This window comes from Paenibacillus nitricinens, from assembly GCF_052056485.1.
Taxonomy (GTDB): Bacteria; Bacillota; Bacilli; order Paenibacillales; family Paenibacillaceae; genus Paenibacillus_AQ; species Paenibacillus_AQ nitricinens.
Map to the genome: position 1 here is coordinate 1393429 of NZ_CP183948.1, position 18965 is coordinate 1412393.

General features: G+C 46.3%; 20 protein-coding genes and 1 riboswitch. Of the genes, 18 read left to right on the forward strand and 2 right to left on the reverse strand.

Going from position 1 to position 18965, the window contains the following annotated elements; all coding sequences use genetic code 11:
• Nucleotides 1-37 precede the first annotated feature (37 nt).
• Together cbiB and ACN6KS_RS06245 are read left to right on the forward strand one after the other, a co-directional pair.
• Nucleotides 38-997 (forward strand): adenosylcobinamide-phosphate synthase CbiB, encoded by a 960-nt coding sequence (gene cbiB / locus ACN6KS_RS06240; RefSeq protein ID WP_440961599.1) that lies wholly within the window; start codon nucleotides 38-40, stop codon nucleotides 995-997.
• Between the two features lie 8 nt (nucleotides 998-1005).
• Entirely contained in the window at nucleotides 1006-1686 is a 681-nt protein-coding gene (locus tag ACN6KS_RS06245) for a histidine phosphatase family protein (protein ID WP_094870633.1), read from the forward strand.
• Between the two features lie 69 nt (nucleotides 1687-1755).
• Here ACN6KS_RS06245 and catA read toward each other — a convergent pair whose 3' ends face one another.
• Nucleotides 1756-2448 carry a type A chloramphenicol O-acetyltransferase gene (gene catA / locus ACN6KS_RS06250; protein ID WP_094870632.1) on the reverse strand — a complete coding sequence of 231 codons (693 nt, stop codon included), beginning with the start codon at nucleotides 2446-2448 and terminating at the stop codon, nucleotides 1756-1758.
• Between the two features lie 362 nt (nucleotides 2449-2810).
• On the opposite strand from catA, the gene pdxR reads away from it, so the two are divergent.
• From pdxR to ACN6KS_RS06285, 7 genes are all read left to right on the forward strand, one after another.
• A complete protein-coding gene (gene pdxR / locus ACN6KS_RS06255; RefSeq protein WP_094870631.1) occupies nucleotides 2811-4262 on the forward strand; it encodes a MocR-like pyridoxine biosynthesis transcription factor PdxR in 1452 nt (483 codons plus the stop codon).
• 19 nt (nucleotides 4263-4281) lie between these two features.
• The gene (locus ACN6KS_RS06260; RefSeq protein WP_440962373.1) at nucleotides 4282-5214 is read left to right on the forward strand and encodes a D-alanine--D-alanine ligase; all 933 of its coding nucleotides are present in this window, start codon (nucleotides 4282-4284) and stop codon (nucleotides 5212-5214) included.
• A complete protein-coding gene (locus ACN6KS_RS06265; RefSeq protein WP_440961600.1) occupies nucleotides 5207-6370 on the forward strand; it encodes an aminotransferase class I/II-fold pyridoxal phosphate-dependent enzyme in 1164 nt (387 codons plus the stop codon). The genes ACN6KS_RS06260 and ACN6KS_RS06265 overlap by 8 nt, the downstream gene beginning before the upstream one ends.
• A 92-nt stretch (nucleotides 6371-6462) precedes the next feature.
• The gene (gene cobT, locus ACN6KS_RS06270; RefSeq protein WP_440961601.1) at nucleotides 6463-7524 is read left to right on the forward strand and encodes a nicotinate-nucleotide--dimethylbenzimidazole phosphoribosyltransferase; all 1062 of its coding nucleotides are present in this window, start codon (nucleotides 6463-6465) and stop codon (nucleotides 7522-7524) included.
• A complete protein-coding gene (gene cobU, locus ACN6KS_RS06275) occupies nucleotides 7521-8069 on the forward strand; it encodes a bifunctional adenosylcobinamide kinase/adenosylcobinamide-phosphate guanylyltransferase (RefSeq protein WP_094876991.1) in 549 nt (182 codons plus the stop codon). The genes cobT and cobU overlap by 4 nt, the downstream gene beginning before the upstream one ends.
• Entirely contained in the window at nucleotides 8066-8881 is an 816-nt protein-coding gene (cobS, locus tag ACN6KS_RS06280; protein WP_440961602.1) for an adenosylcobinamide-GDP ribazoletransferase, read from the forward strand. Before cobU ends, cobS begins: the two co-directional genes overlap by 4 nt.
• A 78-nt stretch (nucleotides 8882-8959) precedes the next feature.
• Nucleotides 8960-9286, forward strand: coding sequence for a YnfA family protein (locus ACN6KS_RS06285; RefSeq protein ID WP_042185628.1), 327 nt, complete (start codon nucleotides 8960-8962; stop codon nucleotides 9284-9286).
• A gap of 56 nt (nucleotides 9287-9342) precedes the next feature.
• On the opposite strand, the gene ACN6KS_RS06290 is transcribed toward ACN6KS_RS06285, so the two are convergent.
• On the reverse strand, nucleotides 9343-11031 hold the full coding sequence (locus ACN6KS_RS06290; protein ID WP_440961603.1) for a methyl-accepting chemotaxis protein: 1689 nt from the start codon (nucleotides 11029-11031) through the stop codon (nucleotides 9343-9345).
• 343 nt (nucleotides 11032-11374) lie between these two features.
• A riboswitch (PreQ1 riboswitch) is annotated at nucleotides 11375-11420 on the forward strand.
• Between the two features lie 10 nt (nucleotides 11421-11430).
• Between ACN6KS_RS06290 and ACN6KS_RS06295 the strand changes: the two genes are divergently transcribed.
• From ACN6KS_RS06295 to ACN6KS_RS06335, 9 genes are all read left to right on the forward strand, one after another.
• Nucleotides 11431-12144, forward strand: a complete 714-nt coding sequence (locus ACN6KS_RS06295) for a queuosine precursor transporter (protein ID WP_094870625.1) — start codon at nucleotides 11431-11433, stop codon at nucleotides 12142-12144.
• Between the two features lie 209 nt (nucleotides 12145-12353).
• Entirely contained in the window at nucleotides 12354-13835 is a 1482-nt protein-coding gene (locus ACN6KS_RS06300; protein ID WP_440961604.1) for an AMP-binding protein, read from the forward strand.
• A complete protein-coding gene (locus tag ACN6KS_RS06305; protein ID WP_440961605.1) occupies nucleotides 13832-14983 on the forward strand; it encodes a thiolase family protein in 1152 nt (383 codons plus the stop codon). The genes ACN6KS_RS06300 and ACN6KS_RS06305 overlap by 4 nt, the downstream gene beginning before the upstream one ends.
• Nucleotides 14980-15381 carry an FAS1-like dehydratase domain-containing protein gene (locus tag ACN6KS_RS06310; RefSeq protein WP_094876750.1) on the forward strand — a complete coding sequence of 134 codons (402 nt, stop codon included), beginning with the start codon at nucleotides 14980-14982 and terminating at the stop codon, nucleotides 15379-15381. Before ACN6KS_RS06305 ends, ACN6KS_RS06310 begins: the two co-directional genes overlap by 4 nt.
• Nucleotides 15356-15697 (forward strand): MaoC family dehydratase, encoded by a 342-nt coding sequence (locus ACN6KS_RS06315; RefSeq protein WP_094876751.1) that lies wholly within the window; start codon nucleotides 15356-15358, stop codon nucleotides 15695-15697. The genes ACN6KS_RS06310 and ACN6KS_RS06315 overlap by 26 nt, the downstream gene beginning before the upstream one ends.
• A gap of 2 nt (nucleotides 15698-15699) precedes the next feature.
• Nucleotides 15700-16521: an SDR family oxidoreductase gene (locus ACN6KS_RS06320; RefSeq protein ID WP_440961606.1), complete on the forward strand. Its 822-nt coding sequence runs from the start codon at nucleotides 15700-15702 to the stop codon at nucleotides 16519-16521.
• Complete coding sequence (locus tag ACN6KS_RS06325; protein ID WP_440961607.1) at nucleotides 16522-17322, forward strand: energy-coupling factor transporter ATPase; 801 nt, start codon at nucleotides 16522-16524, stop codon at nucleotides 17320-17322.
• Complete coding sequence (locus ACN6KS_RS06330; RefSeq protein WP_440961608.1) at nucleotides 17307-18164, forward strand: ATP-binding cassette domain-containing protein; 858 nt, start codon at nucleotides 17307-17309, stop codon at nucleotides 18162-18164. The genes ACN6KS_RS06325 and ACN6KS_RS06330 overlap by 16 nt, the downstream gene beginning before the upstream one ends.
• Nucleotides 18157-18963 (forward strand): energy-coupling factor transporter transmembrane component T family protein, encoded by an 807-nt coding sequence (locus ACN6KS_RS06335; protein WP_094876755.1) that lies wholly within the window; start codon nucleotides 18157-18159, stop codon nucleotides 18961-18963. The genes ACN6KS_RS06330 and ACN6KS_RS06335 overlap by 8 nt, the downstream gene beginning before the upstream one ends.
• Nucleotides 18964-18965 lie beyond the last annotated feature (2 nt).

Below are 18965 nucleotides of genomic sequence, written 5' to 3' on the forward strand. Positions count from 1 at the left end.
GCTGGAGGTGTAGAAGAGTGTTCAAAGGTGACCGTCTATGACAATCGCGTTGGTACTGCTTGCGGCTTATGTGATTGACCGGATTGTATGTGATCCGCGCAGCCTGCCCCATCCCGTAATTGGTATGGGCAAAGCAATCACGGCTCTGGAGCGGGTGATCCGCCTTATATGGTCAAGCCCGCAAGGCCTGCGCAGAGCCGGGGTGTTATTGCCGCTATGTGTAGCCGGCGGTGCTTGGGGACTTACAGCCATTCTGCTATGGCTGCTGTCATATATTTCACCTTGGCTCGTCTGGATAGCCGAGGCTTGGTTGATTTCGACGACGATTGCCTCCAAGGGACTGAAGGATGCAGGCATGGCGGTGTACGTGGAACTCCGTAAAGGAGATATTCCTGCTGCTCGCAAGGCACTGGGAATGATCGTGGGGCGTGATACGACTTCGTTAGATTCCCCGGAAATTGTGCGCGGCACGGTAGAGACCGTAGCAGAGAACATCGTCGATGCGATTATTTCCCCATTGTTCTACGCGCTCATCGGCGGTGCGCCGCTAGCTATGGCCTATCGGGCGGTAAATACGCTTGATTCCATGGTTGGCTATAAGAACGATAAATACCGTGATCTCGGCTGGGCATCCGCTCGGCTCGATGATGTCGCCAACTTCATTCCGGCACGGATTACGGCATTGCTCTTGGCACTGTGTGCATGGCTGCTTCGTCTGGATTGGCGCAATTGTCTGCAAATGGTCAAGCGGGATGCGCACCTTCATCCAAGCCCTAACAGCGGTTATCCGGAATCCGCTGTTGCGGGCGCACTTGGTATCCGTCTCGGAGGAGAGAATGTATATCACGGTGTCGCTTCATTCCGAGCTTATATGGGTGATCCGGTACGACCGATGGAGCCGGACGATATTATTCAGACCTCGCGGATGATGATGCTCTGCTCTTCAATATTCGTTACTATCTGCGCAGCCCTAGCTTGGATATGGATTGGAGGCTGATGCTAGACATGGCGTTTCCTTGTATAGAGCTAGAATTAGTACTTATTCGCCACGGGCATACTCAGTGGAATGCTGAGCATCGTTACTTAGGACATACGGATCTCCCATTGCTTACTGATGCAGTAGAGCAGCTATCTCAGCTTAAGCAGCAGCTTGATGGGCTGACTGAACGGGGGTCTGAGGTATCAAATGGTTTCTGGCGAGTGTTTTGCAGCGATTTGCTTAGATGTCGAGAGACCTTAGCTTACATTTCCCCTTCGCTAGAGAAGGTAACTGTCTACGATCAGCGTCTGCGTGAAATGAATTTTGGGTCCTTTGAAGGCTGTACTTATGAGGAGTTGAAGGATAACTCACTCTATAGAAGCTGGATTGATAATCCTTCAACGGTTACACCACCAGATGGAGAGACATGGGCGCAGTTTGACGAACGGTTGCGTAGCTTCCTGTCAGATCTGGGACGAGCGGCTAAGGATACATTTGTGCAGGCTGCAATTACGGAGAGCAAGGATGAGATAATAACAAACAGGGTATTGGTAGTGACGCATGGTGGTGTAATCCGGAATATCCTTGCACAGGTAGTTCCAGAGGTCACATTCTACAGCGCAGTTGCACCTACTCCGGGAACAGCAATGGTACTCAAATTATTTTGGCAGAACGGGCAATGGTCGGCAGATATTTCGGGAAATTGATGAGTAAATCAAATGAAAAAAGGGTTCTATATATTAGGCATGCCTAATATATAGAACCCTTTTGTTTATCTATTGTTCTCCGTCAGCGGAGTATTGTGGCTTATTACTTGGGGGCAACCATTCCTTACACGTGTCTGCTCGTGATTGCAGTTCATTATACAGCAAACTGGCGTGGTAGCCGTCGCAAACGGCATGATGGAATTGTCCTGATATTGGCAATAGTATTTTTTCGTCATGTTGAGTATATTTCCCCATAGTAAATATGGGTAGTAAATAGTTTCCCTCGTTATACACGTTCAGGTTAAAGGATGTGAAGCTGACCCACGGAATGCTAGAAATAGGGAAGGTGTTAGGTGGTTCGTTTGCTTTAGCGAATAATTGTTTAACATTTCCGTACATTTTCATATCATCCAGATAACGGCTGTAGAAAACATTAAATTCTTCACCGTATAAAGTCCAAATGCTTGAAAAAGTTTTATCATCATCATGGAAAATTGTAAAACTAGGCGACAAGCTATCCCAATAACCTAATCTGCCTTCGGAATCAAAACATGTGCGATATTCACTGTGGCGGTTTACAACCGTAGTTATCATGTGGATTATTGCTGGGTACAGTTTAATTTCCATATTTTTAAGCTCTGACAGTAGAAGGGTAATGTCAATATTTACGGTCATGCTATAGGTGCATTTGACATTGTTTAAATAGTGTTCGAAATAGGGTTTTCTATTCCAGTTATCAATGACAATCGGGTTAAAAATCATTTATAATGACCTCCTAAAAATTATTTCATTTTTAATTTTAGGAGGTTTGCTGGACTGATTTCACCATATCCTCATCCCAATCTTTCGAGAAATTATTTTGTAACGATGAGTTACCCTTACATTATATACATCTTAAACGATATTTTCGATGTTTAAATGTAAAAGGGAGAGGCTTTATTGTGCTGAGTGAAAAGCATGTTATCGTCGATTTCAGCTCTTGGCTGCGTCAAAGACGGATCGATTATAAGCAATTAATTGAAGAACATCGCGCATAGAACCACAGCCGGAGAAAAATCCCTTGGCTGTGGTTCTTTTTTTAAGCGCCTGATTATGCCATGATAGCTATGGAGGCGACCAAAGAGATGTTTAAGGATTTTAAGCTCATAGCCGGACGGCCGGTGTATATACAAATTAAAGACTATATGAAGCACTTAATCATAAAAGGCGGTCTGCAAGGGAATCAAAAGCTGCCCTCTACAAGAGAGCTCAGTACACTGCTCAAGGTTAGCCGTAACTCAGTAATTTCTGCTTATGCAGAGCTTGAGGATGATGGATTTGCGTATGCCGTGCAGGGTCAGGGAAGTTATGTGGCACCTACACCTCCTGGCAGTGAAACAATCTCTTCCTGGACGATGGACTGGAAGTCGCGTATCAATGATCATGCGCGGCTGGCGGAGGATCTGGATATCATGAAGCGCGGCATACGAGCGGAAAAGGGGACGATCTCCTTTACGAGCATCGCGCCTGATGAGAGTCTTTTTGATCTAGATAATGTGAAACGCTCCTTTATGGATCGTATGTCGGTGGAAGGCAACGTCTTACTAAATTATGGATATGCCAAAGGGTATAAGCCTTTAATAGACTATTTGAAGCAGTACATGGAGCACAAAGGCGTTGAAATGAAGGGCAAGGACATATTGATTACCAACGGCTTTACAGAGGGATTCGATATTGTATTGTCTGCACTTAGCAAAAAGAATGGTTCGGTCATCTGTGAGAATCCGACGCATCATACGGCGATCAAAAATCTCAAGCTGAACGGCTTTGAGATCACCGGGATTCCTATGGAGCGTGATGGGATTGATCTGGTTGAGCTGGAGAAGGCATTGCTGGAGCAAGCTTTTGACTGTGCTTACTTTGTCCCTTCTTATCATAATCCGACCGGTATTGTAATGTCTCCTGAGAAAAGACAGCGGCTAATGAAGCTGATGAATCGGTACCAAATCCCCGTGATCGAGGATGGTTTTAACGAGGAATTACGCTATTCGGGCTCACATGTGGCTCCACTTATCGCAGCAGCAGGTAGCGGCAACAGCGTAATCTATCTAGGTAGCTTCTCAAAAGTACTTTTTCCGGGACTACGCGTAGGTTGGGTGCTGGCAGATCAGGAGCTGATCTATTCCCTTGAAAGCGTCAAGCGCGCACGTACCATTCATACCTCTACACTGGATCAATCCATTTTGTATCAATACTTATTGGGTGGACATTTAGAGAAGTATTTGAAAAAAGCCAGAGCGGAATATAAACGGAAATATGAATTAACCCTGCAATGCTGTAAGGAGTTTATTCCTTATACGGCGTTATCAGGGGATGGCGGACTGCATCTTTTTGTAACTTTCGCGGAGGGGTTTAATACAAGGGCGCTGCTGGCGGCCTGTCATGAGCAAGGGGTTATTTTTACAGCAGGAGATATATTCTTCACAGACGGTAAAGGTCAAAATACGATACGGATCGGTTTCTCTAGAGTGACAGATGCGGATATCCGCAAGGGGATCGAGATTATTGGCACAACAGCACGACAACTAATGGGATAAAGAGGTGCTTGAGATGAAGATGAAGGTAGGCGTGATTATGGGCGGGGTGTCCTCAGAATATGAGGTATCCATGAATAGCGGTAGAGAGATTTTGAAGAATCTAGATCCCAATAAATATGAAGTTACTCCAATAGAGATCACCAAGCGTGAAGAGCTTATTGAGCAGGCGAAAGGAATCGATATCGCGCTGCTTGCGCTCCACGGAGCTTACGGAGAGGACGGTACGGTTCAGGGGACGCTGGAGACGATGGGGATTCCTTATACGGGTAGTGGCGTTATGTCTAGCAGCATTTGTATGGATAAAGATCTTTCCAAAAAGCTTATGCGCTGCTCAGGCGTCCATACAGCGGATTGGCTGTGCTGGGATAGTATGAAGGATTATTCTGAAGAAGCCGTAGAGCGGATTGGATATCCTGTTATGGTGAAGCCATGTTCAGGTGGTTCGAGTATCGGTATGGAAAAGGTGAGCTGTAGCGAGGAGCTGTTGAGCGCAGTACAGAAGGCTTTTGCCTGTGATCAGTCAATTCTGATCGAGAGCTATATTCAAGGTCAGGAAATCACTTGCTCTATTCTAAATGGGGAGATGCTGCCCGTTTTGGGAATCACCTCGTCACATGCGGAGTGGTTCGATTACAGCGCGAAATACGATGATGGCGGGGCAGACGAACGGGTCATTGACCTACCAGCTGAGGTGTATGAGCGAGTACGTAATGCAGCCTTAACTTGCTACAAAGCACTAAAATGCAGTGTGTATGCAAGGGTGGATATGCTAATCAAGGATGGTATTCCGTATGTGCTGGAGGTGAATACATTACCGGGCATGACGAAGGCGAGTCTTTTACCAAAAAGCGCGCAAGCGGCAGGCTACACCTTTAGCGGACTGCTGGACGAGATTATTTCCCTTTCCCTAACAGAAAAGAGTCCGAAAGAAGAGGTGCTCAGTCATGCATAATGAATGGATTACTCCGCGTGTACGGGAGATTGCCCCCTCGGGGATTCGGGCTTTTTTTGACCTAAGTACAGGGAATCAGGATATTATATCGCTTGGTGTAGGCGAGCCTGATTTCGTTACACCGGAGCATGTAAGAGCTGCCTGTATTCGTGCTTTGAATAATGGGGAGACGATGTATACACCAAATTCCGGCTTGTTGGAGCTTAGAGAAGAGATCGCCTCTTATCTGCATACAAGCTTCAATCTCCGCTATGAGCCAACTAACGAGATTATGGTTACAGTGGGAAGCAGTGAAGCCGTGGATTTGGCTCTGCGGGCCTTTATTACACCCGGGGATGAGATTATCGTCCCTTCTCCGAGCTATATTGCGTATTCGCCGATTACTCATTTGAACGGTGGGGTTACAGTAGAGGTTGAATCTTCAGCCGAGCAGGGGTTTAAGCTTACTCCTGAAGCGTTGCGGCAGGTAATTACCCCGCGTTCCAAGATTCTTATGGTTAATTTTCCGACTAATCCTACAGGGGCAGTAATGACTTACGAGGATTGGCTGCCCATTGCACAGATTGTAAAAGAGAATAACTTACTTGTCATATCAGATGAAATCTATGCCGAGCTAACCTATGATCGTCAGCATGTCAGCATAGCCGCACTTCCCGGGATGTTGGAACGAACAATTGTTATTAGCGGCTTCTCCAAAGCTTTTGCGATGACTGGCTGGAGAGTAGGTTATGCTTGTGGTGATCAGGAATTAATTGCTGCGATGCTCAAAATCCATCAGTACACTGCGATGTGTGCTCCAATACTAGGTCAAATCGCTGCCATTGAATCACTACGGAACGGTATGGAACATAAGGAACATATGAAACGATGCTTCGATGAGCGAAGAAAGCTGCTGGTTAATGGATTTCGATCTATTGGTTTACCTTGCCACGAGCCGGAGGGTGCATTTTATGTCTTTCCTTCCGTCGCTAATACCGGAATGAAGTCAGAGAATTTCGCTTTGCAGCTGCTCAAGGAGGTTGGTGTTGCTGCGGTCCCGGGCCATGTGTTTGGAGCAGGTGGAGAGGGGCATATTCGCTGCTCTTATGCAGCATCCCTACAAAAATTGACGGAAGCGTTGGAGAGAATCGAAGGATTTATGAAAGTGAAGTTGTAATTCTAGTGGTCCCCATCTATCATAGATGGGGGCTTTTCTGTGTAGATAAGATAGAATAGGTTATACGGATATCTTTAATTGGAGGTTAAAATATGATTTCAACTATTCAAGAAGTAATTAAACGAATCACACCAGCGGATGAACAGTCTTTCCTCAAGGCGGAGCACCGTTTGAACATTCTAACCAAACCACCGGGCAGCCTGGGACAATTGGAGACGCTGGCCGTTAAGCTCGCTGGAATTTCGGGTACGGAGCAGCCTAGTTTCACCAGACGAACGGTAGTTGTGATGGCTGCCGATCACGGTGTATGCTGCGAGGGAGTTAGTGCATTTCCACAGGAAGTCACCATGCAGATGGCCTATAATTTTCTCAGCGGAGGAGCGGCGGTGAATGTACTGGCACGTCAAGCTGGGGCTGAGGTGAAGTTCGTAGATATCGGTGTTAACGGTGATCTTAGTCATGAGGATCTGATTGATCGTAAAGTGCGCCGTGGAACGGATAATATAGCCGTGGGACCTGCGATGAGTCGTGAAGAAGCGATGAGTGCTATGCTTGTAGGAATAAGTATCGCACAAGAAGCGATTGAGAACGGGACGGAGATTTTTATTACAGGTGAAATGGGCATAGGAAATACAACGGCTAGCGCTGCCATTCTGTGTGCTCTAAAAGGAATAGCACCTGAAGAAGCCGTCGGAAGAGGAACGGGAATTGATGATGAACGTTTACTACATAAGATTGCTGTTGTGGAACGCGCTTTAAAGGTGAATCAGCCGAATCCGGCAGATCCGCTGGATGTATTGTCCAAAGTAGGGGGATTGGAAATTGCCGGTTTGACTGGTCTGATTCTTGGCGCAGCCGCTGCTAGGGTACCTGTCATTCTGGATGGTTTTATTTCGGGCGCGGCGGCTCTTGTGGCGAAGGCGCTTGCGCCAGAATCCATTGCTTATATGATAGGCTCCCATCTATCAGGAGAACAAGGACATAAGCTGATGCTTGAGCAGCTTGGTCTTGAACCGTTGTTTAACCTGGGTCTTCGTTTGGGTGAAGGAACTGGAGGCGTATTGTCCCTTCATTTAATAGAGGCGATATGCCGCATTTTGAGTGAAATGGCCACCTTTGAAAGTGCAGGCATCTCTGGAGCTGGAAAACAATGAGTATTCTTGTAACGGGAGGCGCGCGTAGCGGGAAAAGTGGTTTTGCAGAAAAATTGATGTCGTCACTGGCAGATCAGGCCTTCTATGTTGCAACCGGACAAGCGTTTGATGATGAAATGAATGAACGGATTGCACTGCATCAGCAACAGCGCTCGCAAAGCGGATATGCTTGGGAGACGTTAGAGGAGCCTTATGATTTGCCAGATCTTCTTAAGCGTTTATCTGGTGAAAAGGCGGTTCTCGTAGATTGTCTAACGTTGTGGTTATCGAATGTACTGCTAGCCATGGAAGGATTTACGGATAGGCAAGAGTTGATAGAGAGCGAGATTACAAGACTTGAAGACAGTGTACGCACATTTCAAGGAAACCTCATTTTGGTCACTAATGAGGTTGGAGACGGTATTGTTCCGGAGTATGAGCTTGGCCGATTGTACCGTGATCTGGCAGGACGTATGAATGCGCTGCTTGCTCGGCAATGCGAGCAGGTTTTTTTAGTGACTGCTGGCATTCCAATTGAACTTAAGAGCAGGGAGTATCGTTTATGAGGGAGCGCAGGGATGCTGCCGCGGCTGCCTTTCAGTTTTTGTCCCGGTTTCCTATAAAGAGTGATCCCGGATTTTCTCCTGAGCTGCTGCGCCGAAGTGTGTTGTTCTATCCCGTGGTGGGTGCAGCTATCGGACTGTGTGTAGCTGCTGGGGCAGCTTTGACGGGATTGATTTTACCAGCTTGGCCAGCCGCTGTCATTACCCTCATTCTATGGGTAGGACTCACCGGAGGTCTGCACCTCGATGGCTGGATGGACAGTGCGGATGGTCTGCTAAGCTACCGACCGAGGGAACGGATCTTGGAGATTATGAAGGATAGCCGTGTGGGTGCGATGGGTGTGCTCGCCTGCGTGCTGCTCTTGCTGTTAAAGGCTTCATTAGTGGCAGCATTAATCGAAGGCTACGCCTATTACGAGCTGCCACTGCTCTTGCTGCCAGCGATCTGGAGCCGCTGGTATATGGTGCGGGCAATGGTGCATTATCCCATTGCCCGCGGGAACGAGGGGCTGGCCGCGGGCTTCGCCGGCCTCGCTCCCTCGCATGAGCGGCGCGCGCTGGCGATAGCCGCGCTACTCTCGCTAGCCGCAGCCGCTGCGCCTCTGGCGCTTGGCGCTGGCTTAGCCGCGTGGCCGCTGCATCTGGCGGCAGCGTTCCTGCTGCCGGCAGCGGCCTTGGCCAGCGGCACCGTGGCTGCGCGGCGGATTAGCAGCCGGCTCGGCGGGCTCACCGGCGATGTGTACGGCGCGCTGAATGAGCTGCTAGAGGCGGTGCTGCTACTAGTGTTAGTGTTGCTTCAGCACAATTTCATGTGACTGGCTCCTATGATGACGTTGTATCATATTTCGCCAATCATTTTGATTTTTTAGAGTTCAATAGGAAAGAGGGATGACATGGTTGCTGCCATTCTACTATTTGTAATTGCCGGCCTTGCTGAGATCGGAGGCGGGTACTTAGTATGGTTATGGCTAAGAGAATCAAGACCTCTATGGTACGGTTTGGTAGGTTCTTTGATTCTGATAAGCTATGGTATTATTCCTACGTTGCAGAAGTTTCCATCCTTCGGTAGAGTGTATGCAGCTTACGGCGGGGTATTTATCGTGCTCGCTGTGTTGTGGGGCTGGCTAGTAGACAAGAAAACACCCGATGTATATGACTGGGTTGGTGCTGTTATTTGTGTGATCGGCGTTTCGGTCATTCTTTGGGCGCCGAGACACTAACAAAACCCCCCGTTCAACACTTTCGTGTGAACGGGGGGGTTATATAAGCCTAAGCTTTAGATCTTAAATTGTTGCACAGCTTCCTGAAGCTTCTTAGCCTGCTCATATAGATGCTGCACGGTTACTGCATGTCCTTCAAGCTCTATACGTTGACGCTCCGAGTTCTCGGATAGTGTGTCCGCATTTTCTTGGGATCTTGAAGTAATTTGTGCGGTTTCCTCAACGGAAGCACTAACTTCTTCTGTACTTGCTGAGATTTGCTGCGTCGCCGCAGATACAGATTGAATATTCTGATTGATGCTTTGGATCAGAATCAGAAGGTGATTGAAGGCGTCGCCAGCTTCTGCCACCTTGCCTACCCCGGAGGCTACTTCAGAATTCACATGGTTCATCTCAGTAACGGAGCGATTCATATCTTCCTGAAGTCCGAGTAGGAAATCACGAATCTGCTCATTCGCATTACGGGACTGTTCGGAAAGCTTGCGTACTTCTCCGGCAACAACGGCAAAGCCGCGTCCATGTTCTCCTGCACGTGCTGCTTCGATCGAAGCATTGAGCGACAGCATTTGGATTTGCTTCGTAATTTCAGTAATACTATGAACGACTTCTCCGATCATTACTGAACGTTCGTTCATAACTTGTAATTGCTCCAGCGACTGCAGGGAGGCGCGTTCAACATGGCGCATTTGCAGAACAGCGCTTTGGGCAATCTCATTACCGCCAATCGCTTCAGCGGAAGCTTCACTAATTTGCTCAGTGACTTCGGTGGCTGCTGAAGCAATATGCTGAATGCCGAAATTGATTTCTTCCATAGCTTTTGAATTATCTAGAGCGCTGCTCGCGATGGTTGTACTACCTCTTCCAATTTCTACAACAGAAGTACTAGAGTGGTCTGCCATTTTATTTAAGACCTCAACACGTTCTCTTAAAGAATTGGAATCGGTGACCACGGTGTTTGAGGTGACGAGTACATGTCCGATCATTTCTTTTAGGCGTAGGGTCATCGCTTGGAAGCTTCTGGATAGCTGAGCTACCTCATCACTGCCTTGAACCGTTAATTCCTCTGTGAAATCTCCCTCTGCGAGACGGGCACTGTAAGCTGCAAGCTTTGAGATAGGACGGGTTATCCGCATGCTCATAAACCAGGCGCCAGTTGACCCTATGATCAGCGTTAGCAGAGTGATCCCCGCGCTGGTCCACAGGATACTGTCTGTTTTTTCTTGAATAAAGCTTACATCACTGCTGATTCCGATAACCATCGTACTTCCGGGAATTCCGATATAAGCTGACTTATGTACACCATGCGAGTCCTTGTATGTATCGCTTAGTCCACTCTTTCCTTTAAGGGCTTGCTGCATTGCAGAGGATACCTTAACAATTTCCTCGGGCTTTAATTTTGCATCATGATCTACGGACAGAACCTCAGCTTCCTTGCCTTTTAGATTGAGTAGAAAAATAGTCTCAACCCCATGCTGCTTTCTCTTATCCTGAAAATAGAATTCAAGATTGGTGGCTGCTTGTTCGTTCTTCTTTAGTGCTTGCTGAGCATGCATTGTATTTATGTTCTTATATACGTCCTGAGCAGCTGCAGTTAGAATTTGATTGATTTGTGGCATGACATAGCTGTTGAAAATACTGGTGGATATAAAGTAGAAGCTGGTACTTAACAAAAGAGACGTGAGTAATAGAACTACAAATAATAAACGCGTAAATCTGCGACTGATCGACTGCTTGAAACGAAACATATTGTTCTCCCCCTTTTTATGGGCAGTGAAGCCCCATTTCTTTATATCCCTACCGACTGCTAGTGACTGGCAACCTGCAATATATTCCATAGTTATGTAATATATCAACTAAATGGATCGGGAATGAAGTGTTTGATACTATTCTATAGAATTAACCTCTGGATGAATAGTGAAAGTTTTAGTTTATAGAGCATATTTTTCTGAAAAAGATGAATTATTACTGACACTTTTATTTTTAGTTAATAAAAATGGGTATAAATACCCATTTCATAAATTGTTTATTTTTATGGATTGTTTGACGACAGTGTGATAGAGTATTAATGTTTTGTTCCAAAACTTAATGTAAGCCGCGGTTCGTAACCATCCCGCGTAAACAAAACTAGGAGGAGTTTAAGTAATATGTTTAATTTGTTGTGGGGAGTTTTATTTGTTATTGTCAATTTTGCTTTTTTTCTGCTCTGTTACCGCCTGTTCGGCAAAAGTGGAATGTATGCCTGGGTAGGTATCGCTACTGTAATTGCTAATATTCAGGTAGCTAAGACGATTGCTATGCCATTTGATATCGTGATGACACTCGGAAATACGATGTATGTCACTTTGTATATGACCAGCGATTTGCTTAATGAGAAGTATGGACGAGCAGAAGCACGTAAAGCGGTTTGGTTTGGTTTCTTCACCTTGCTTATGACGACAGTCATTATGCAGATGGTACTAGTATTTAAGCCACAAGAGACCGATATTGCTCAGTCTTCTTTGGAGACGATTTTTGGGCTGATGCCTCGACTAGCGTTGGGTAGTTTAACTGCTTATTTCATTAGTCAGTTCCTAGATGTTCGGTTGTATTCCTGGATTCGCAAATATTACAGCACCTCAAGTCAGCTGTGGATCCGTTCGAACGGTAGTACGATGGTTAGCTCTTTTGTGGATACACTAATCTTCTGCACCATTGCATTTGCTGGGTTGTATAACTGGAGTGTGTGGTTTGAAATTTTGCTTACAACGTATCTGGCGAAATTCTTACTAACCGCAGTCGGCACACCTATCTTATATATCGCCCGAACTTTTACTTTTGCTGAAGATGGGGCATTATCATCCGCTCAAAAGAAAAATTAAACACAATACAGCCAGCGCGTACCGATCATAATCGATGCGCGCTGTTTGATTTTTCCAGTCGTAAGAGGCTTAATCGTTCCATATAAATATGTACATAAAATTAATATAAAGCTAAAATAAGCTATCGTAGCCATTCCAATTGTATCCCATGCAATTCAGAGGTGTGCATAATCGGTAGACACAGAAATTACGAACAGGTGTGATGAAGGATGAATCTAGTAGTTCCTATACTGCGTCATGCAGCACAGCAGCCCGACAGTATTGCCTTAACCCATAACCAAGCGAGTCATACTTATGCAACATTAGTACAAGCGATGCGGAGAATTGCGAATGGTCTACAGCAAAAGGGTCTGAGACATGACAAAATCGCTATTTTATCTACGAATCGCATTGAATTTGTTGAGGTTTTCTTGGGGGCTATTTATGCAGGCTGTGTTCCCATCCCTTTAGATCCCAAGTGGAGTGCAAACGAACAGCAGGTTATTATAGAGCAGTGCCAGCCGACAATGATTTTTGCCGAGCCGGAAGCTGCAAAGAATTTGGTCTTCAGGGAGCAAGCGATCCCAACAATGATTTTTACAAAAGATCGGACAGGCTCCTATGATCAGTGGCTGGATGCGCTGAAGCCAGAAGCTGAATTGGATGAGACGAATGAATTATTATTTATCGGCTTCACTTCAGGCACAACTGGACTGCCCAAAGGATATATGCGTACCCATTTATCGTGGTTAAAGAGCTTTGAGGTATCGAGTGCTGCCTTTAAATTGGACGCTATGAAGGATGTTTTAGCACCGGGTCCGTTTGTGCATTCGCTGTCCTTGTTCGCTGTAATGCAGAGTCTGTATGGCGGAGCAAACTTTCATATTACGCAAAAATTTAGCGCCACACAGGTGTTAGAGCTGTGCAAGCAGATTCCGGGTGTGGTGTTGTTTGTTGTACCGACAATGCTTGAATCCATGATGCGGCAGGCTGTTCCTGGGCAGACGCAGATTGATGCGATTATTAGCTCAGGTGCAAAGTGGTCGGAGTTGTCCAAAAAAAGGGGCATAGAAGTGTTCGCTGGAGCGCGTCTCTATGAATCCTATGGTTCCTCAGAAGCGAGTTATATTAGTTATTTGGATGTTCTGGAAGAGCATAATCCGAGCTCTGTAGGCAAGCCCTATCCCGGAGTACAAATTTCCATTCGTGATGAAGAGTTCCATGAAGTCCCTGCGGGGGAGATTGGGCAGTTATATGTGCGAAGTGATATGATATTTCTAGGCTATCATCAATTGCCGAACGAGACTGCAGCAGCTTTTCGAGACGGATGGCTTATTTTGGAAGATAATGTTTATCAGGATGAAGCGGGGTACTTATATCTGGCAGGTCGTTTGAAAAATAGAATTATCACCGGTGGGCTGAACGTTTATCCAGAGGAAATAGAGCGAGTGTTAGAGCATCTTCCTGAAATAGAAGAAGTAATGGTGCTCGGCGTCCCTGACGATTATTGGGGAGAACAGTTGGCCGTGCTCGTGAAATGGAATGGTGAAAAGCACTTATCTATAGACGAAATAAAGAATTATTGTCGCCAGTATTTAGCAAGTTACAAATCGCCGAAGCAGCTGCTGACAGTTGAAGAGTTTATTTATACAAGCAGTGGCAAAATTGCCCGGCAAGCGATGAAAGACTATGTGAAAAGAGCGATGGTATGATAGAAGCAGTAATTGTTATGGCAAAACGTACACCGATTGGCAGGATGGGCGGCTTATTAAGTACATTTGAGCCGGAAGCATTACTGGCGCCGCTTATTCAGCATATTGTGGCAGAGACGAGCCTAGCTAAAGAGATGATCGATGATGTCATTATTGGAAATGTGGTCGGTCCGGGTGGAAATATTGCCCGGGTCGCTGCGCTTGAAGCTGGGCTTCCTGTTTCGGTTCCGGGCGTTACTGTGGATCGGCAGTGCGGTTCTGGGCTAGAGGCTATTAATATAGCAGCAAGGCTTATTCAAAGCGGTGCAGGTGAGATTTATTTAGCTGGCGGCGTTGAGAGCACGAGTCGTGCCCCTTGGAAAATGAATAAGCCCCAAACCTTGATGGGGGTTCCACAGCTATATACCCGTGCTCATTTTACACCAAGCGCTTACGGTGATCCGGATATGGGGATTGCTGCGGAAAATGTAGCGCGGAAGTACGGGATTTCACGAGAAGAGCAGGATCAATATGCCTTAAAAAGCCACCAAAAGGCTGTTCATGCTCAGCAAAGCGGCCGGTTTCAGCAGGAGATTGTACCTCTTCTGGTTGAGGGGGAGTGGGTGAACACCGACGAATGTCCAAGGGCCAATACGAGCTTGGATAAGCTGCGAATGCTCCCTTCAATGTTTGAAGAAAAAGGCACTGTCACCGCTGGAAATGCCTGTCCAATTAATGATGGTGCGGCGCTTGTATTAATGATGTCCCGTGAGAAATGTAGGGAACTCAAGCTTAAACCGATTCTGCGTATCGTGGATGCGCAAGCGGCAGGTGTAGATCCGAATTATTTAGGTATGGGGCCCGTTCCAGCTGTACAAAAGGTATTACATCGTCAACAGCTGACCATAGCCGATTTAGATATCGTAGAGTTTAATGAAGCCTTTGCTTCGCAAGTTCTTGCCTCACTGAATGAGCTTCAGATCCCACAGGAAAAGGTCAATCGTGGAGGAGGCGCATTAGCTATCGGTCATCCATATGGGGCGTCCGGAGCTATTTTAATGACTCGCTTATGTGCTGAAATGCAGCGTACGGCTTATAAAAGGGGACTTGCCACTTTGGGCATTGGCGGAGGTATCGGTTTGGCTACTCTTGTGGAGGCGGTAGAATGAACAGCATTCATCATCAGATTTATGTGACTGCGGAGTGGATATCGGATTATGCACATAGTATTGAGGCACCCGTGCAGACGTATAAGGGCAATCTGATTGCTCCTTCTACGATGCCTATTATTTTTTGGCAGGCCTTCGATATTCCTTGGCTTAGCAAGGGAGAGCCTTTGCTTCATGGCACTCAGAAATTCTCATATCAAGCACCGATTACGGCAGGGATGACGTTAGATTGTGAATTAGCATTAACGAGCAAGGCGCAAAAAGATGGCCGGCAGGGCCAACTGACCTTTTACACACATACGCTGGTTTGTAAATGTGAAGACGAGCTTATAGTCACCGCAGAAACAGTGTTAATTCGGGTAGGTGATGATCATGATGAGAAAATGTATAACGGCTGAGGCCATCCGGCTATATGCAGCAGCTTCCCAAGATCTGGCCGCGATTCATCTAGATGAGGATGCAGCAGCTAAGGCTGGATTTAAGCGGCCCATTGCGCAGGGGATGTATCTAATGGGATTAGCCCAATCCTTATATATCGAGGAGCATCAGGCACAGTGGATCACTCAGTATGAGATGAAATTTCATCAGCCTGTTGAGGTCGACAATGTTGTGATGTTTGATTATGCAGATGATGATGCTCTTGTGAAAGTGACCCTTACAACAGAAGCTGGCGATGTTATTGCTACGGGAGCTTTTTCAGTGAAAGAGGTGTAGTGATGAACAAAGTAGCCTTAATTACTGGAGCAACCAGAGGGATCGGGCGTAGTATTGCCGTGCAGCTCGGCAAGTCCGGTTATATAGTGGTTGTAAATGGTACAAAACAAGTCTTGATCGATGAAGTTGTCCACGAGATTCGACAGGCAGGTGGTGAAGCATTAGGCTACTCTGCTAATGTAGCAGATCCAGTCGCGGTCTCGGTAATGGTAGATGAGGTTATTGCTCAATACGGTCGTATTGAGGTGTTGATAGCGAACGCTGGAAATTTACAAGATCAGAAATGTCTACGGATGACGGATGAAGAATGGAAGGCTGTGCTGGATGTGCATTTAAATGGTGCCTATTACAGCATTCAACGTGCACTGCCACATATGCGCCAGACAGGTGGTGATATCCTGTTGATGACCTCAACGGCTGGATTAACAGGCTCTGTCGGTCAGGTGAATTATAGTGCAGCCAAGGCTGGAATACTCGGAATGATGTGGACACTCGCAGCGGAGCTGAAACGCGATGGAATTAGGGTCAATGCGATTTCACCAGCCGCGTTAACGGATATGACCAGACCTGTCATTGATCACTTGAAAGTGAAACATGCCAGCCGTAATGAACCGTTCCCGGAGTTCTGGCGAATAGGTGCTCCAGAGGATATTGCTTCTTTCGTAAATGCATTATTGAGTGAGAACGATGCGGATTTAACCGGTGAAATCTTTGCTGTGAATGGATCAAAAGTGACGAAATGGGAGAAGCCTGCTCCTGCATTTTCTGAGAACAGCATCGGGGCATTTTTCGCTACGTGGCACCGTCAAAAGGGGAGTGAATAAATGCTTACCTTCGATCAAGTTCATTTTTATTATAAAAGGGATCAGCCTGTCCTAGAAGATATCAGCTTTACGATAAATGCAGGTGAGTTTGTGGCGATTGTTGGCGCGAATGGCTCTGGCAAATCCACCATTGCAAAGCTCATGGATGGTTTGCTGCTGCCTCGAAAAGGGTCGATACAGTTTAAGGGCCTAGATACCGCAAAGCCAGCTGAGCTTGCAGATATTCATCAACAAATTGGCTTTGTTTTTCAGAATCCAGAGGATCAATTTATCACCACAACCGTTATGGATGAGGTGATTTTTGGTTTGGAGAACCTTCGTGTGCCAAGGGAGGAAATGCGCAGCCGATTGGAGCATGCCTTGCAGGCTGTTCATATGGAGGATTATCTGGACGCGATGCCACATCAGCTCTCTGGAGGTCAGAAGCAACGTGTCGCTATTGCGGCTATATTGGCGATGCGCCCGCAAGTCATTATTTTCGACGAAGCCACCTCTATGCTTGATCCTCAGGGAAGGCAGCAGGTGCTTGCTATTATGCAAGAGCTGCATCGTCAAGGTCTGACCATTATTCAGATCACTCACCATATGGAGGAAGTGCTTTCAGCAGAACGATTATTACTCCTGCATCAAGGGCGACTTGAGTATGATGGTGCTCCACTGGCCTTTTTTAAAATGATGCCTGTTGCGGACTATCAATTACAACTACCCTTTGCCGTGCGCGTACATGCATTGCTACATTCAGCAGCGCCGCCAACAGCAGATTGGAAGGGGAACATTCGATCACAATGGTCTACCAATTAGATAATTTAAGTGTAAACTATGCTGATCATATAGCTTTACACAATATTAACTGCACTATTACTGCGGGCAAATGGATTTCGATTATCGGTCCCACGGGCGCAGGAAAGTCTACCTTTGTCAAAGTGCTGAAGGGCTTGATTCCCAGCGTAAAAGGAGATTACTCCATTGATCAGCAGCCTGCTCCCAGAGATGCCAAAGGACAATTAAAGGTGGTCCCGGAGCTGGGCTTCGTGTTTCAATATCCGGAGCATCAGCTATTCGAAACCACAGTGCAAAAGGAGCTTGCTTTTGCTCTGAATCTGCAGGGTGCTTCACGCCAGCAAATCACGGAGGCGATTGAAAGGATTTTACCGCAAGTGGGTCTGTCAGAGGGCATTCTCCCGTTAAATCCATTCCAACTAAGCGGTGGAGAAAAGCGCCGTGTGGCCATTGCCTCCGTGCTGATGACGAATCCTAAGCTGCTAATTTTGGATGAACCGACAGCTGGGCTAGATCCTGCTAGTCAAGTATCCTTGCTGAAGCTACTGAAGACTTGGCAGCAACAAAATCAGCGCACCATTCTCTTCGTTTCGCATCAGATGGAGGATGTTGCTGAGTACTCGGATGAGGTTTTGGTTTTCCATAAAGGTCAGCTGGAAGGACATTTTGACCCCAGAACACTATTTATAGAAAAGGAAGAATTATTGGTGGAGCTGGGCTTGTCCATACCTGAACCCGTACAGCTTTTGAAGCTAGTAGAGGAATTATCCGGTCAAAAAATTGAGATTGCTAGCTGTAAAGAGCAGGATATCTTCGATGCTGTTCTGCCCATTTGGCATTCGAGGGGGCGTCAACATGACTGATTCCGTAATTGTGGGTCAATATGTGGAGACGCATTCGATTTTCCATCGTTTAGATCCCCGTACAAAACTTGTTAGTATCATGATTCTCATGCTTAGCTTTCTGATGCTTGGAACAGGGCTTAGCTATGCAGTTGCAACCTTTTTTGTAATCGGAATTTTACTGCTGTCAAAGGTTCCTATTCAATTCTTTTGGCGAGGACTACGGCCGCTATTATTTATTTTGCTGTTTACCTTCATGTACAATGCCGTGTTCACCAAAGGAACGATTATCCTCTGGTCTTGGTCATTTATTGAGGTAACTGAAGAGGGACTGCGAACAGGATTACGTTTTGTTTGGCGTATTGTATTGCTCATCTTATTAGCCTCAGTATTAACGTTAACAACTAAACCGCTAGACTTAGCATATGGTCTTGAAAAGCTGCTTGCACCTCTATCCAAAATGGGGGTACCTGTAGAACAATTCTCCTTAATGATAGTGATTGCGATCCGGTTTATTCCTACCATCAAGGAGGAGCTGGATCGTATTCTTCTCGCACAAAAGGCTAGGGGGTATGATCTTACAGCATTATCACTGCCTAAACGGATATTTGCTTATGTCCCGATTATTATTCCTTTGCTCTTCACGACGATTCAACGTGCTGAACAGCTAAGCTATGCGATTGATGCGCGTGCTTATGGAAATGGTAAAGGAAGAACTTCTTATAGGGTATTACAATTTCAGCAAATGGATTATCTGGCAGGGGGAATTGCTCTTTTATTTGCTGTGATTCTGCTGTGGTTAAAGATAGGAAAGGTGTAGAT